At 46.9% G+C, this 16,818-nt stretch carries 12 protein-coding genes and 1 pseudogene; 1 reads left to right on the top strand and 12 read right to left on the bottom strand.

Annotation, left to right across the window (positions count from 1 at the left end):
* Positions 1-962 (top strand): annotated as a pseudogene (locus tag ACY8FN_RS18075) (IS630 family transposase).
* 63 nt (positions 963-1,025) lie between these two features.
* Here ACY8FN_RS18075 and ACY8FN_RS18080 read toward each other — a convergent pair.
* The 12 genes from ACY8FN_RS18080 to ACY8FN_RS18135 all read right to left on the bottom strand — a co-directional run bounded on the left by ACY8FN_RS18080 (position 1,026) and on the right by ACY8FN_RS18135 (position 16,726).
* Entirely contained in the window at positions 1,026-2,078 is a 1,053-nt protein-coding gene (locus ACY8FN_RS18080; RefSeq protein WP_463100805.1) for an acyltransferase family protein, read from the bottom strand.
* 329 nt (positions 2,079-2,407) lie between these two features.
* Positions 2,408-3,217, bottom strand: coding sequence for an NAD-dependent epimerase/dehydratase family protein (locus ACY8FN_RS18085; RefSeq protein ID WP_463100806.1), 810 nt, complete (start codon positions 3,215-3,217; stop codon positions 2,408-2,410).
* Between the two features lie 11 nt (positions 3,218-3,228).
* Positions 3,229-5,094 (bottom strand): rhamnan synthesis F family protein, encoded by a 1,866-nt coding sequence (locus ACY8FN_RS18090; RefSeq protein WP_463100807.1) that lies wholly within the window; start codon positions 5,092-5,094, stop codon positions 3,229-3,231.
* Between the two features lie 13 nt (positions 5,095-5,107).
* Complete coding sequence (locus tag ACY8FN_RS18095) at positions 5,108-6,043, bottom strand: sulfotransferase family protein (RefSeq protein ID WP_463100808.1); 936 nt, start codon at positions 6,041-6,043, stop codon at positions 5,108-5,110.
* Complete coding sequence (locus ACY8FN_RS18100) at positions 6,040-7,407, bottom strand: ABC transporter ATP-binding protein (protein ID WP_463100809.1); 1,368 nt, start codon at positions 7,405-7,407, stop codon at positions 6,040-6,042. Before ACY8FN_RS18100 ends, ACY8FN_RS18095 begins: the two co-directional genes overlap by 4 nt.
* Positions 7,397-8,221: an ABC transporter permease gene (locus ACY8FN_RS18105; RefSeq protein ID WP_463100810.1), complete on the bottom strand. Its 825-nt coding sequence runs from the start codon at positions 8,219-8,221 to the stop codon at positions 7,397-7,399. Before ACY8FN_RS18105 ends, ACY8FN_RS18100 begins: the two co-directional genes overlap by 11 nt.
* On the bottom strand, positions 8,208-8,762 hold the full coding sequence (gene rfbC, locus ACY8FN_RS18110) for a dTDP-4-dehydrorhamnose 3,5-epimerase (protein ID WP_463100811.1): 555 nt from the start codon (positions 8,760-8,762) through the stop codon (positions 8,208-8,210). Before rfbC ends, ACY8FN_RS18105 begins: the two co-directional genes overlap by 14 nt.
* A 123-nt stretch (positions 8,763-8,885) precedes the next feature.
* Positions 8,886-9,764: a glucose-1-phosphate thymidylyltransferase RfbA gene (rfbA, locus tag ACY8FN_RS18115; RefSeq protein WP_463100812.1), complete on the bottom strand. Its 879-nt coding sequence runs from the start codon at positions 9,762-9,764 to the stop codon at positions 8,886-8,888.
* A 28-nt stretch (positions 9,765-9,792) separates the two neighbouring features.
* On the bottom strand, positions 9,793-10,683 hold the full coding sequence (rfbD, locus tag ACY8FN_RS18120; RefSeq protein WP_463100813.1) for a dTDP-4-dehydrorhamnose reductase: 891 nt from the start codon (positions 10,681-10,683) through the stop codon (positions 9,793-9,795).
* Positions 10,683-11,768: a dTDP-glucose 4,6-dehydratase gene (gene rfbB / locus ACY8FN_RS18125; protein ID WP_463100814.1), complete on the bottom strand. Its 1,086-nt coding sequence runs from the start codon at positions 11,766-11,768 to the stop codon at positions 10,683-10,685. Before rfbB ends, rfbD begins: the two co-directional genes overlap by 1 nt.
* Positions 11,769-12,365: 597 nt before the next feature.
* Positions 12,366-15,515: an efflux RND transporter permease subunit gene (locus tag ACY8FN_RS18130; RefSeq protein ID WP_463100815.1), complete on the bottom strand. Its 3,150-nt coding sequence runs from the start codon at positions 15,513-15,515 to the stop codon at positions 12,366-12,368.
* 17 nt (positions 15,516-15,532) lie between these two features.
* Complete coding sequence (locus ACY8FN_RS18135; RefSeq protein ID WP_139692390.1) at positions 15,533-16,726, bottom strand: efflux RND transporter periplasmic adaptor subunit; 1,194 nt, start codon at positions 16,724-16,726, stop codon at positions 15,533-15,535.
* Positions 16,727-16,818 lie beyond the last annotated feature (92 nt).

Genomic DNA, 16,818 nt, shown 5'->3' on the forward strand with positions numbered 1-16,818 from the left:
ATCCCTATCCTACCACCCCTGCCACGGTCACAACGGCGCCGCATTCACAAAATCATCCATGCCACCCGTGATAAAGGACATGCTCGTCGCTTGATGGCCATCTTGCTGTTACATGAAGGACGTACGGTCACCGATGTTCATCACCTTACCGGCGCTGCGCGCTCGACCATCGGTCGTTGGCTTCGGTGGTATCGAGATGAAGGCATAGATGCGCTAGAAGCCTTATCGGCTGGCCGTGCCCCAGTCCTACCTATAGCCAAGATAGTCACCTTACTGGTGCTGCTCATGCAGTTTTCTCCGCAAGATTTTGGTTATCAGCGCAGCCGTTGGTGTACTGAGCTATTGGCTATCAAAATCAATCGGTTAACAGGGCTCAATATGGCAGCCTCCACACTTCGTCGATGGCTACCTCGTATGGGCATTGTCTGGCGCTGGCCCGCTGTGATGCCGCTAATCCGGTGTTTTATGAGGATGAAGTCGATATAGACCTCAATCCCAAATTAGGGGCCGACTGGATGTTCAGAGCGCAGCAAAAGCGGGTTGTCACACCGGGACAGAACGCCAAACATTACCTGGCAGGCGTTCTCCATGCAGGCAACGGAAGAGTGCTTTACGTCAGCGGGATAAAGAAAAACTCATCGCTGTTTATCGCCATGCTGGAAAAGCTGCGTCACCACTACCGACGAGCCAAAACCATCACGCTGATCCTCGATAACTACATCATTCACAAAAGCAAGCAGACCGAGCGATGGTTGAAGAAGAATCCCAAGTTCTGCCTGGTATTCCAGCCAGTTTACAGTCCTTGGGTTAATCACATCGAACGGCTGTGGCACAAGTTACATGAAACCATCACACGCAATCATCAATGCAGAGGAATGGCCAACCTGCTGGCTCGAGTGAAACACTTCATGGATACCGTGTCTCCTTTTCCGGGGAATGGCTATGGCACAGCGAAGGTGTAGCACTATTAGGATCCGTTATTTAGCTAAAATATAGACAACAAATAGTGTTAATTATGTTGAAAATCACACTCCAGGAAGTGAAGCTGGCTTAGGCCGCAGAATTCTATTGATAAATTTAACAGACGGCTTTTCAATGAGAACATAACTTGTGTAGCCAACAGCAATCCCACAAGTAGCCCAGATAACAAGACTGAGAAAATATGGAAACTGTTGCAACAAACCAGTGTGTTCAAACCATGCTAACATTGACTGGAAGGTCAACTGGTGCCACAAATAAAGAGAAAAAGATATATTACCAAGGAACAATAAAGGCGCCCCGAATGCAAAACGTTTCTCACGCTCTGAAACCGCTGCTCCATAGATCATCAATGCAGAAGGTAGGGTTAGGGTTAGGGTTCGATGCCATGGGTCCCAATTACCAAGATTAATATTCACAACACACATCACCGCAAATAGTACTGCTCCGGCAAGAAGAATTTCATTACCGAATCGGCACTCAAATTTAGTACAGATAAAAGCAACAATACAACCAGCTACGAACTGAATAATTTGAGGATTTAATGGCACGAAACCAGCCAAGCTTTTATCGTATGTGTTAGAAGCGGCAATGGCTATGATCTCAATAAAAATCCAAATAAACAACGCATGCCAAAAACGCGTTCCAGTAAGCACGAGGATAGAGAGAACAACATAAAAAAACATTTCATACACCAATGTCCACGCTACCATAACCTTGTAATTATATGTATATGTTAGAGTGAGCAGTGAAAAGTCAGATGCTTTTGGTAGCCATTCAGGAGCCAACCATACATAAGGCAGAAATAATGTAGCTACGGCGAATACTATCCAATAAGCAGGGTAAATTCTGAATATTCGCTTTACCATAAATGTAATAGCGGTATTTCTGGAGTTTGATACCCCCGCTGCTTTAGCGGCAGCAAGAGTTACAACGAATCCAGAAATTACAAAAAAAATGTCTACGCCGCCAGGGCCAAATGCGTAGACCCCCTTTTCAAGCCAGCTAGGAACCATACCTGGGCGAGTACTTAATAAATGGACGAAAAATACAATGATGGACGCAATCCCCCGCATCGCCTGTATATTGTTAAAAAACATAACAAATCCTTATTAATAAGCCTAGGCGGAATTTTACCAACGATATCATTGCAACGTCTCTAAAGAAAACATTGATAAATAACAGAACTAAATAAACCATCAATTCGGCTGCTTTTCCACCAAAAATGAAATATAGTTTGAAACAAGTTGTTGAGCAACAGATATTTTATTGTATGTTCTTAAATTTAAGATCAGCATGATATATACACTTAAAATAAAAACAACCTCAAGCAAAGTCTAATATGTTGCACAAGACAACTTGTTTCTTTATTCCGTGTATGTTGCCTTCGGATCTAAAATCACCGCAGAACGACATCAGCACTTACTTATTAACATGCCCCCCAAATTGCTACAGAATCATATTCTCTCGATGGAAATACATTGTAAACAGGAATAATACTTAAGTTTTTATCTGCAATAAAGCGTTCAACAGCGGTGCGCAAACTAACAGGTTTGCAACTAGAGCAGTTAAAAATACCACTATTTTCACCTTCAATTTTTAATGCAACTTTTTCAGCTAAGTCTTGAATATCAATAAAATCATAAAGCATCTCCCCACTATTTAGTGGAAAAGTTTTTTCTCCCCTAACATCTGCTTTTAATATTTTTGTGAAAATAGAGTTATTGAACTCATCATCACCAGTAATATAATAAAAACGTAGCCACTGTAAATCGAAACTTTCGCTTTTAGCTAAAACAAACAGCGCTTGACGTAAAAAGTTTTTGGCAACCCCATAAGGATTTAACGGATTGCAAGGTGTCAATGCATCAACAGCACCAACATGATAACCAATTTCATGCATGGTACCGGCCACCGAAATTTTCTTAACGCCCGATTTTACTACTTTTTCAATAAAATCATAATGCATTAAAACATTCTTTATGTGACAAGGGTCAAAATGATTAAAGCCAGCTTGCCATGCTAAATGCAGCAAAGCATCTGCAGATGAAAAAACATCATCAATTTCATCAAGACTCAAATTAAATAAATCTACTTTTACGATCTTACATTCTGTTAATAGAGGATGAGGCATATCTGAAGGATGCAGAATTGCCGTAACCTGATGCCCATGATTCAGTAGTTTTTCAATACAACGGCGCCCAATAAAACCATTTGCACCAGTCACAATAACATGCATAAATTATAACCTCAATGGCCAAAAATGAGAAAATAAGGTTTTTTTAATAACGTCGCTAAACGCGGATATCGGAAAGTAATTGATCTGCCGATGGATCTAATAAGAATTTTAAAATTACGTTTTACTGAGCTTGGCGGTTCACCATTTTGGCGGGGTAATTGCATATCATAGACTTGCCACTGAACATCACCATTATGCAAACAAGCCATTACCCGATTCATTTTGTATTCAAGTTTGGCATAATTTTTTTCAGCCATCATGGTCGACATGATATTATATGCAATATAGCCTGCGTTATGCACTGTATACACTAATAACCGCTCAATGAGGTGTGCCAATGAACCATCATAATGCGCTGGCTCAGCACTAAACTCGTCCCAGCGCCAGTTTTCCTCAAATAAACGCTTCAGGGCATCAGGCCTAAACCAAAACATCGTACCATATGCTGCAAATGGTGATATTTCATCGAATGGCACTTTAATTCCCAATCGTTTGGCTAGCGCCTCAGCTCCGGGTTTATTGGAAAACCATGCATGCCCCAACGTTGGGTAGCCAATATGCACCATTGATGGGCATAAAAATCCCACTTGAGGATTTTCCTGCATAAAACTCAGCAACCTAGAAACATAACCACGGCTAGCTACTAGATTATCATACATTTGTTGCTTAAAGTGTTCGGCTTGTCGAGCATCATTTTGCGGTGATTTCTTGGAATGCAAACGAAGAATGAATTCATAATCTTGCTTGAGTATAACATCGCGCATTGTCAACAATAGAGAGCTAATGTCACGCCCTCTATTATATTCAACAACTCGCACCTCTATATTCTTTGCACTATTTGGTATATTTTCGATTTCACGTTCGATTTCAAGCTTACTCTGTAGCGAACCCGTTGATATGTACAAGTCGTAAGCTGCTGGAATATTATTAGCATAAGTAATAATTTCTTGAAGCATATCAGGATAATATACATGCGCAATAACAGCAATCTTTACATTACAATCAAAAGGAACATCACCCTCGGTAGAGAAAACCTTTAACAGCTCTAAATTCGAAGCCAAATCTTTAGGCTTTGTGGTTCTTGCTAAATTTTGATAAATAAAATTTAAATCATAATTAGACTGTTCTTTCGCTATCTGCAAGGCTGCGGGTAAATCGATTGAACACTTATCCAGCCAGAGTGGTTCATGAAAGAATGGACGGCGCTTAATAATTGGGCACCTATTTTTTAATACTTCCGCAACTTCAAAAAAAGTTGGATATTCTGATTGATAATCTTCAGTAGAAATATAGACCGCATATGAAAAACCACGCTGTTCAAAATAATGAGTAAACTTTGACTCGTGATTTAGTATTGAGTCCTGGTAGGAATTAATCATCGGCATATTTTTCCAATATGCGATAAATTCAGGGCTTTGAAACAATTTTTTTCGTACTGCAATAAAATGCGATTGAATGTGTCTGTGCAAGGTCCCGGTTCCAGTAAATGGATTCGGTGTTTTTTCTGCATGATCACTCAAGCCCCAGAAGCCAAGCTGAGGCTGCTGTTCTGCCCAGCTGAACATTTCTTCAAATGGAAATATAGGGCCAAAAAATGTATAATTGAGCATAATAAGTTCGTCATATTGACTCAATTTATCTTGCCCAATATACTCCATGCCTTCTTTATAGCCCCAGACATCAAAGCCTATGTTTTCACGACACAGCACATCACAGCCAATATTTTCCAATGTTTCTCGACCGAGATTAGTCAGTGGCGAATTAGAAACAACGACTATCTTTTCTACGCTTTTTTTCAGCTCTGATAATTTAAATTGAATATATTGATCGACCACACCATCTTTATCATAAAATAGGTAAAACGCTATTCTTTTCATCTCATCCTCTATGTCAAATTAACTTGCCATTCATCTCTTGAATGAGCATTTTAGTATGATTATTTTTAAATCTAAGTAAGTCCATCACCCGCAACAAGCTATCCATTGACTCATATTGACTAGAAAGCAATTGAATTTTTTCATAAACGTCATTTTCTATAACTTCATCTGGACTCATTTGTGAAGCTCGAAGAAATGTAGAATATACATCTATCAGCATGGTTGCGCCAGGCAATGCAAAGACATCTTCAGCAGCAGAAGTTGAGTGTCTTAGATCATGAGAAATAAAATTTTCCGAAAATTCAATAAACTTATCTTCATTAATTTTCAGTTTAAAACGCTCAGCGATCCGCTCAAGTTCAGCACGAGGATTTGAGAGGAGACTATCATAGTCAACAACAATTGAATTTAATGATTGCAAGTGCACCTTGCAACTCAACATATAGCGCACCCATAACCAATATATATAATCTGGTTCAGCATCATCACGAGTGATCATCTTACCAATCAATCGAGATAAAGAATGATAAACACTGATTGGATTTCGCAATGCAACAACGCATTGTACATTCACGGGGTATAGCTGAAATACGCCAGTCCAAAAGTCTTGTAGTATTGTAATTCTTGGCTCTTTTATGATGAGCAAGTCTGTATTTTTTACTTTTTCTTCAATCAGAAGGACTGCACGCTGCTGAAATTTTTGCAGCGTTTCAGTATCAATTTTGTCTAGTGAAACTGACTGTAAGTCATTCCAACCGCATTTCGCTACTCGCAACAAATCTTCATTAAGTGCCAGAATGTCTCTATCTTCCCAGTAGCCACGATCGTTCACCCCTTTTACAGCCGGTAGTAGATTATCTCCATATTCACCGCCAAATACTTCAAGGGATTTTGCTACCAAACTTGTACCGCTACGCGGCATTCCTAAAACTAATATGATATTTTTCATAACAGTACAATCTCAGATTCAACATCAAAGTTGACCAAGCCTGTCGCTAATTGGCAGGGTTCTGGAATAACACGGAATGGACAGGCATCGACCAATCGATGCAGATATGTTTCAATACCGTCTCGCTCAGCCAAAACGCCGGCATTTAAAAAATAGGTTCCTGTATTTACCAAACAACGAAACTTAAATTTAACCGATATATTTTTACCTGCAGCAACCATTTCAATTGAATCGCTGGGCAATGATGTGCAGGCCCCCGCCAACTCAAAGCCGGTCATTGTTTTTATCAACATACCAAAGCGAACGTATTGTGCATCCGCATGAAAATTCACACTATAACAATATGTATATTCTTCACCATGCACCAAGTTATTGACTTGTTCACCCTGGTTATTGAATATCTTTGGCTCATATATTTTGGCATACTCACCATTAAATTCAACAATTGACGTGGTTTGCAAATTCTGATCATAAAAAGATACTACTTGTGATGGATTTGCAGTTTTATGTTGTGGTAATGCATTTGAATGTTCATGTACCACAGGCAGGGAAGATTCACTCAAAGCTAACTTTATCTCTTTGCGCAATCCGTGACTTTTTTCCATGGGCGCATAGAGCAACTTTTGATAATTGCTAACAACTACCTTCGGGTCCCCTGTGCCAAGAATTTCACCTTGGTCAAATAATATAGCGCGATCGCATAGTTCTACGATTGCTGATGCAGAATGCGATACAAAAAGAATTGTTGCGCCATTTCTTTTAATTTCTTCAATCCGTGAATAACATTTCCGTTGGAACAACTCATCACCAACAGCCAATGCTTCGTCGATGATTAAAACATCCGGATCTATATTTATAGCAACCGAAAATGCAAGCCGTACCACCATACCACTAGAATAAGTTTTCACTGGCTGGTCTATAAAATCTCCGATACCAGAAAAATCATGGATCTTCGAAAAAACTCTATCCGTTTCGTCTTTGGTCAACCCCAAAACGGCTGCATTGAGGTAAACATTTTCACGACCTGAATATTCAGGATTGAATCCTGACCCCAGTTCTAACAAAGCAGCAATCTTGCCTGAAACCACTACCTTTCCAGAGTCTGGATTGAGCGTGCCACAGATAATTTGTAGTACTGTTGATTTTCCCGATCCATTCCTTCCTACAATACCAACAGTTTCACCTTTTTTAATTGATAACGAAACAGACTTCAAAGCAAAAAAATCTCTATAATATTTCTCACCTTGTTTTTTTATAAACTCAAACCTTCCATAGATAAACTGCTTCAGCCTATCACTTGGCTTTGCATATGTTCTAAATGACTTTGAAACATCTGTCACCTCAATGGCATAGTTACAAGACATCAGCAAAACCTCTTCGTGCTTTTTGAAACAATAGATAACTCAAGCTAAAGATGACTAACGAAAATAAAAGATATATCATCCAACTCGATAACTCAGGAAAAATCCCCTGCATTAGTAGAGACCGCATACTTTCTATTGGTGCTGTCAACGGATTTATATCAATATAAATTCGATATTGCTCAGGAAATCGATCGGCCTCATAAAAAACAGGTGAAAGGAACATTAAGCCAGAAACAACAACACCAATTACTTGGTTAATGTCCCTTAGAAAAACGCCTAGTGCCGATAGTAAATAAACTAAGCCCAAGGTAAAGATAATAAATGGCAGTAAAATGACTGGAAAAAAAACAAAAATTAAGTTTACAGAACCATACAGGTAAAAGTGAAAAAATGTCCAGATTAAAAATCCAATAGACATATTAATGACCGAGGATATAACACTCACAACAGGCATGATCTCAAGAGGAAAAACCACTTTTTTTACATAATTAACATTAGAAACGATTAAACTTGGAGCTCTGTTTATGCAATCAGCAAAAAAACCAAATACGATCAGCCCAACAAATAATGCGAGTGTAAAATCACCTTTCTGTGATGATGAACTTCCATCACTCCAACGTGCATTTAAAATATCACCAAAAACAAATGAATACACAAAAAGCATCATTAGTGGAATTAGAATTAACCACAGAGCACCAACAACTGACCCTTTATAACGACTGGATATTTCTCTAGAAATCATCATCCACAATAAGTTACGATGTTTTAAACCTGAACTGAGCAACGACCATGGTGAAGTGTCAAACTGCTGCATTAAAAACCTCAGCACATTTTAATGTTTTAGCAATCGAATCTTTATGAGACAGTTGAGACCCCCCTGTTTCTGGCCAGCTAATTGCAACGTCCTGATCGCACCATAACAAACTACGTTCAAATTCAGGAAACCAGTAATCCGTCGTTTTATACAAAAACTCAGCGACCTCACTCACCACTACAAAACCGTGAGCAAAGCCTTCTGGAATCCATAATTGACGTTTGTTCTCCTCACTTAAGGTCACCCCAACCCACTGACCAAAAGTAGGAGATAATTGGCGCAGGTCGACTGCGACATCAAAAACTTCACCACGCGTGCACCGAACAAGTTTACCTTGCGGATGCTGAATCTGGTAGTGCATCCCTCGTAAGACACCTTTAACTGATTTACTGTGATTATCTTGTACGAATTCTATTTTCCTTCCGATAGCAGTTTCGAATTTTCTGTGGTTAAAACTCTCGTAAAAGAAACCACGTTCGTCCCCGAATACTTGAGGTTCAATGATTTTAACCTCGGGTATTTTAGTATCGATGATATTCATATTGAGCTCTTTATTTTAAATTTTAATTCGGCAACCATCTGTCACCAAGTAATTTAGGTAACACTATAAATTCCCAACCCCTTCTCCCACGACAGGAAGAAGGGTACTCACTCACTTTTTACCTCAAACATTCTCAACCATTTTCAACAGATACTGGCCATACAAAGTTTTGGCTAGTGGTTCTGCAAGCTTACGAACTTGTTCAGCATTGATAAACTTCTGGCGATAGGCGATCTCTTCCGGGCAGGCCACTTTCAACCCCTGACGGGTTTCGATGGTCTGAATAAAGTTACTCGCTTCAATCAGGCTTTCATGGGTGCCGGTATCAAGCCAGGCATAACCACGGCCCATCATCGCCACCGACAGATTGCCTTGCTCCAGGTAGATACGATTCACATCGGTGATCTCCAGCTCACCACGCTGTGATGGTTTCAGGCTCTTGGCGATCTCCACCACACTGTTGTCGTAGAAATAGAGGCCGGTGACCGCATAGTTACTCTTGGGCTCCAGTGGCTTCTCTTCCAGAGATATAGCGGTGCCCTGCTTATCAAATTCCACCACCCCATAACGCTCAGGGTCGTGCACGTGGTAGGCAAAGACGGTGGCGCCGCTCTCTTTGGCCGCAGCAGCTTCCAGTTGTTTCTGCAGGTCGTGGCCGTAGAAGATGTTGTCGCCCAGCACCAGCGCACAGGGGTCTGAACCGATGAACTCCTCACCCAGAACAAAGGCTTGTGCCAACCCGTCCGGACTTGGCTGCACCTTGTATTGCAAGTTCAGACCCCACTGGCTGCCATCACCCAGCAATTGCTCAAAGCGGGGGGTATCTTGCGGGGTGCTGATGATCAAAATATCGCGAATTCCGGCCAGCATCAGGGTGCTCAACGGGTAGTAGATCATCGGCTTGTCATAGATGGGCAGCAACTGCTTGCTCACCGCCATGGTGACCGGATAGAGACGGGTGCCAGAGCCACCAGCTAATATAATACCTTTACGATTCTTCATATTTACATAACCTATTGTCAATTAAGTTTTATTTCGCCGTGAACTCAGTTAACATTCGCTCCACACCATTTTTCCACTCTGGTAAGACAAGATTAAATTCACGTTGGAATTTCTCAGTGTTGAATCTTGAATTCATAGGCCTGATTGCCTCACGAGAAAATGATGTAGATGGAACTGCACTTACTTCCTTCAGTCTGATTTTTTTATTTTTTTCCTTCGCGAAATCGAATATAAACAAAGCATATTCATACCAGCTAGTAAATCCGCTAGCAGCCACATGATATAAACCACACTTTGATATATCATCTAAAACCAATTTAATTGCATGTGCAGTGCAGTCAGCTAACAAATCAGCACCTGTAGGAGCACCAAACTGATCATTAACAATTGAGATTTTTTCTCGTTCTAAGCCAAGGTGAAGAATAGTCTTGATAAAGTTATCGCCATATGTTGAATAAATCCAACTAGAACGAAAGATAAGATGTCTATCACAATGTTTTTTTACTGCCTGCTCACCAGATAACTTAGTATTCCCATAAATATTTACAGGGGAAGGATTATCTGCTTCATTCCAAGGTTGATCACCACTACCATCAAATACATAGTCGGTTGAGTAATGAACCAGTAAAGAGCCTAACTTATTTGCTTCTTTAGCTAGTACTTCGACACTCTCGGCATTGATTTTCATGGCTATATCCTGCTCTTTTTCAGCAAGATCTACAGCGGTGTAACCTGTAGCATTGACAATAACATCAGGCTTTAGTGTCTTTATCGTCTCAATCAACCCTTGAGGGTTCAAAAAATCACCACAATAATCTTTAGAATCATGACTCAGCGCCGTTAATTTTCCGAGCGGAGCAAGCGAACGCTGTAATTCCCAACCTACCTGCCCGTTCTTGCCAAACAGCAGAATATGCATCAAGCACGCTCACCGTAATTCTGTTCAATCCAAGATTGGTAGGTACCGCTTTTAACGTTGTTGACCCACTGCTGGTTATCCAGATACCACTGCACAGTTTTGCGAATACCTGACTCGAAAGTCTCCTCTGGCTGCCAATCCAACTCACTGCTCATCTTGCTGGCATCGATAGCATAACGGCGATCGTGACCGGGGCGATCCGCCACATAAGTGATTTGATCGCGGTAAGAGCCCGCCTTCGGCACCATCTCATCCAGCAAATCGCAGATGGTGTGTACCACATCCAGATTCTGCTTCTCATTGTGACCGCCGATGTTGTAGGTCTCCCCTACCACGCCAGTAGTCACTACCTTGTAGAGTGCGCGCGCGTGATCTTCCACATAGAGCCAGTCACGGATCTGGTCGCCCTTGCCATAGACCGGCAGCGGTTTGCCATCCAGCGCGTTGAGGATCACCAGCGGGATCAGCTTCTCGGGGAAGTGATATGGGCCGTAGTTGTTGGAGCAGTTGGTGACGATGGTCGGCAGGCCGTAAGTACGGCGCCAGGCACGCACCAGATGGTCACTGGAAGCTTTGGAGGCAGAATAGGGGCTGCTCGGGGAGTAAGGCGTAGTTTCTGTAAAGAGCGGCAATGCCTCACCGGCAGCCACTTCATCTGGATGGGGCAGATCGCCATACACCTCATCGGTGGAGATGTGGTGGAAGCGGAAGGCCGCCTTGCGCACCTCATCCAGACCGTTCCAATAAGCGCGAGCCGCTTCCAGCAATATATAGGTGCCGACGATATTGGTCTCGATAAAGTCAGCAGGCCCAGTGATGGAGCGGTCAACATGGCTCTCGGCAGCCAGATGCATCACCGCATCCGGTTGGTGCAGGGAAAATACCCGATCCAGCTCGCCGCGATTGCAGATATCCACTTGCTCAAACGCATAACGATCGCTGATCGATACATTAGCCAAGGATTCCAGATTGCCAGCATAGGTCAGTTTATCGAGATTGATAACGGAATCATGGGTATCACGGATGATATGGCGCACCACGGCAGAGCCGATAAAGCCTGCACCACCGGTAACGAGAATTTTCATATATAGGACGCTCTTACAGAAGTTGTAGTTTGGTTAATTCGGATGGGATAAATCTGTGATAAATCTGGGATAATACGAATTAAATGCTCAAAAAACACTCTAATATTCGCTCTCCAAAACATGCAGACGAACATAGTTTAGCGCTCAATATTTGAGCTGAAAAGACGAGAGCTATGGCTACCGCACTGAGTTGCAGCCCCCAGTTCGCTGAATTTAACCACATTGCTCAAGCTGTTGGTCATCATGTCCTCCAGCATTTAATTGTATTTTTGGCGCTATGCATCGCTAGGCGATCACAGATTTATCGTGATATTGCACACCACACAGACCCGATTTGATGGCGGATTCTATCTCGTATCCCCCCCATATGAACAGCAAAAACTACCTCATTGGGGGTCAATTTGAAGCTGAACACGAGGCCGATCACAGCCAGCTCGTACGTTCTGCTACTTACTCGAACAATTGGTAAAACGAACCTCTCGGCAAGCTCAGAAAAAACAGGGCAACCCATAGGGTTGCCCTGTTTGATTGTCAGCCAGACCAAAGCTGACTGGCGATTGATTGAACTCTGTTCAAATTAACTCAACCTGCATGCCATCAGTCATGTTTTGACTCATGGGCATGGGTCAGGCGCTCTTCTTGGCTGCTGTGTTTGGTGAAGTAGCGCATCACCAGCACGAAGAACAGCGGTACGAAGAAGATGGCCAGCACGGTTGCGCTGATCATCCCCCCCATCACGCCGGTACCGATGGCGTTACGGCTGCTGGCTCCCGCGCCGGAGCTGATCACCAGCGGCAGTACCCCAAGGATAAAGGCGAGCGAAGTCATCAGGATTGGCCGCAGGCGCAGGCGCGCTGCTTCCACCACCGCCTCACCCAGCCCCATCCCCTTGTCATAGAGCTCTTTGGCAAATTCCACGATCAAAATCGCGTTCTTCGCCGACAAGCCGATGGTCGTCAGCAGGCCCACCTGGAAGTAGACGTCGTTCTCCAGCCCGCGCAGGGTGGCAGCCACAATGGCCCCCAGTACCCCGAGCGGCACCACCAGCATCACCGAGAACGGAATGCTCCAGCTCTCGTAGAGGGCCGCCAGGCAGAGGAACACCACCAGTAAGGAGATGGCGTAGAGCGCAGGTGCCTGTGAGCCGGCCTGACGCTCCTGGAAGGAGAGCCCGGTCCACTCGATGCCCACCCCCTCCGGCAGCTGTTTCACCATCTGCTCGATGGCAGCCATCGCATCACCGGTACTCTTGCCGGGCGCAGCTTCCCCGACGATCTCCATCGCCGGTACGCCGTTGTACCGCTCCAGACGCGGCGAGCCAAAACTCCACTCGGTGCTGGCAAAGGCAGAGAAAGGCACCATCTGACCAGCGCTGTTGCGAACATACCAGAGCTTCAGATCTTCCGGGTTCATCCGGAAGGGGGCATCCGCCTGCAGGTAGACCTTCTTGATCCGGCCACGATCGACAAAGTCATTGACGTAGGACGAACCCCAGGCTGCGGCCAGGGTGTTGTTGATATCCGCGATGGAGAGCCCCTGCGCCAGCGCCTTCTCGTAGTCGATCTTGATATCGAGCTGCGGCGTATCTTCCATCCCGTTCGGGCGCACCCGCACCAGGGTGGGATCCTGCGCCGCCATGCCGAGCAGCTGGTTACGCGCCGCCATCAGCTTGTCGTGGCCGATGCCACCGCGATCCTGCAGGAAGAAGTCAAAGCCGGTCGCAGTCCCCAACTCCGGGATCGGAGGCAGGTTGAAGGCGAACACCTGCGCCTCCTTGATGCTGAACAGATAGCCCATGGCGCGGCCGATAATGGCATTAGCGCTGCGATCCGGGCTCTTGCGCTCGCTCCAGTCCTTGAGCTTGATAAAGGCCATGCCCGCGTTCTGGCCGCTACCGGCGAAGCTGAAGCCGGATACGGTCAGTACGGAGTCAACGTTATCCTTCTCGTTTTTCAGGAAGTAGTCGCGCATGTCCGCCAGCACCACCTCGGTGCGCTGCTTGGTGGCACCTACCGGCAGTTGCACCATGGACATGATGACCCCCTGATCCTCCTCCGGCAGGAAGGAGGTGGGCATCCGCATGAACAGCACCGCCAGTACCGCCAGCATGGCGCCGTAGATCAGGCTGTAACGCACGCCCTGCTTGATCACCTTGCGCACGCCGCTCTGATAGCGGTTGGTACCGGCATCAAAGGCGCGGTTGAACCAGCCGAAGAAGCCACGCTTGGCACCAAACTCGCCATGTTTCATCGGCTTAAGCAGGGTGGCGCAGAGCGCCGGGGTCAGGATCAACGCCACCAACACCGACAGTACCATGGCCGAGACGATGGTCAGCGAGAACTGGCGATAGATGGCGCCGGTCGAACCGCCGAAGAAGGCCATCGGCACAAACACGGCAGAAAGCACTAACGCGATCCCCACCAGCGCGCCGGTGATCTGGGTCATCGACTTGCGGGTCGCTTCCAGCGGGGAGAGATCCTCCTCACTCATCAGGCGCTCCACGTTCTCCACCACCACGATGGCGTCATCCACCAACAGGCCGATGGCCAGCACCATACCGAACATGGTGAGGGTGTTGATGGAGAAGCCGAACGCCGCCATCACCCCGAAGGTCCCGAGCAGTACCACAGGCACCGCAATGGTCGGGATCAGGGTGGCGCGGAAGTTCTGCAGGAACAGGTACATAACGCAGAACACCAGGAAGATCGCCTCGATCAGGGTCTGCACCACCTCCTCGATGGAGATCTGCACAAACGGCGTGGTGTCGTAGGGGTAGACGATCTCCATGTTGGCCGGGAAGTAATCCGACAACTCATTGAGCTTGGCACGCACCTTCTCGGCGGTATCCAGCGCGTTGGCGCCGGTGGCCAGCTTGATGGCGACTGCAGCAGTGGACTGGCCGTTGTAGAGCGCCTCGGCATCATAGCTTTCGCCCGCCAGCTCGACCCGTGCCACGTCTTTGAGCCGTACCTTGGAGCCATCCTGATTCACCCGCAGCAGGATGTCGTTGAACTGCTCCACGGAAGAGAGACGAGTCTGCCCCATGATAGTGGCGGTGAACTGCTGATCTTTCACCGATGGTGTGCCGCCCAGCTTGCCGAACGCCACCTGGGCGTTCTGCGCCTTGATGGCGGCCTGCACATCCACAGGGGTCATCTGCACCCGGTTGAGCTTGTTGGGATCGAGCCACACCCGCATGGAGTACTGGCTGCCGAACAGGGTGATCTCGCCCACTCCATCCAGACGGCTCAGGGGCTCTTTGATGTTGGAGACCACATAATCCGCCAGATCGTCGTTCTTCATGCTGCCATCGCTGGAGATGAAGGCGGCCACCATCAGGAAGCTGCTGGAGGTCTTCTGTACCCGGATCCCCTGCTGCTGAACTTCTTGCGGCAGCAGTGACATCGCTTGCTGCAGCTTGTTCTGCACCTGCACCTGGGCGATATCGGGATCGGTCCCCGGCTGGAAGGTGAGGGTCACCGACACCCGACCCGCAGAGTCAGACTGGGAGGACATGTAGAGCAGGTGATCCAGCCCGGTCATGTTCTGTTCGATGATCTGGGTTACCGAGTCTTCTACCGTTTTGGCAGAGGCGCCCGGATAGCTGGCAGAAATACTGACAGCCGGCGGCGCAATGCTCGGATACTGGGCGACCGGCAATTTGATGATCGCCAGGCTGCCCGCCAGCATGATCACCAGCGCGATCACCCAGGCAAAAATGGGTCTGTCTATGAAAAATCGAGCCATGAGGCGACTACTCCATCCTACTTGTTGGCCGGGGTGTTGGAAGACGCCTGAGCAGACGGTGCATCAGCACCCTGCTCAGCGGGATTGACCACGGCGCCCGGTCGTACTTTCTGCAAGCCAGCCACGATCACCCGCTCGCCGGAGGTGAGCCCTGACTCTACCACCCAGTTGCTGCCGACGACCCGGCTCAGCTGCACGTTGCGCAGCTCCACCTTGTTGTCAGTGGTCACTACCATCACGGTGGCGCCACCATTGGGGGTACGGGAGACCGCGGTTTGCGGCACCAGCAGCCCTTGCGCCCGCTCACCCTCTTGCAGGGTGGCACGCATAAACATGCCTGGCAGCAGCAGTTGATGAGGGTTGGGCACAATCACCCGCAGGGTCACCATGCCGGAGGTCTCATCCACGGTCACGTCGGAGAACTGCAACGAGCCCTCTTCGCCATAGGTGCTGCCATCTTCCAGCTGGAAGGTCACCTTGGCCCCTTTCTGCTCGTCCTGGGTCAGCTTGCCCTCGGCGACCAGTCGCTTGAGGCGCAGCAGATCAGCGGTGGACTGGCGCACATCCACATACATGGGGTCGAGCTGCTGGATGGCAGTGAAGCTATCCGCCTGCTGGGCTGTCACCAGCGCACCCTCGGTCACCGCGGATTTGCCGATGCGACCACTGATGGGGGCGGTGATGCGGGTGTAACCGAGATTGATCTCGGCGGTGCGCAGGGCAGCCTTGCTCGCCATGATCTCCGCCTTGGCCTGCTTCCAGCTGGCATCGGCGTCGTCATAGTCCTGACGGCTGATGGAGTTAACCTTGAGCAGCTCCTGATAACGTTTGGCTTTGAAGCGGGCACTCTGCTCGTTGGCCTCGGCCTTGGCCACATTGGCCCTGGCGCTGGCGACCGCCGCCTGATAGACAGCTGGATCGATCTGATAGAGCAGATCGCCCGCCTTCACATCGCTCCCCTCGGTAAAGAGGCGCTTGAGGATAATGCCGCTCACCTGCGGACGCACTTCGGCCACCCGCAGCGGGGCGCTGCGGCCGGTCAATTCGGTGGTCAACATCAGCGGGCCGCTCTGCAGGGTCACCACATTGACCGCAGCGGGGGGCATGCCGCCCTGTCCTTGGGGCGCGCCGCCCTTGTCACCACAACCTGCCAGCAAGCCTGTAGCCAGCAAGGCAAGACCAACTGAACGAGCAAGAATATGTTTATGCATAAAACACCTGAGCCTTTGCCAGTCAATGAACAATCAGGGCCGCATGGGCCCTGTTGGTAAATAGTCTAAAGTTGAGGCAATATACATACATT

It is taken from the genome of Aeromonas sp. 160P (genome assembly GCF_055193095.1).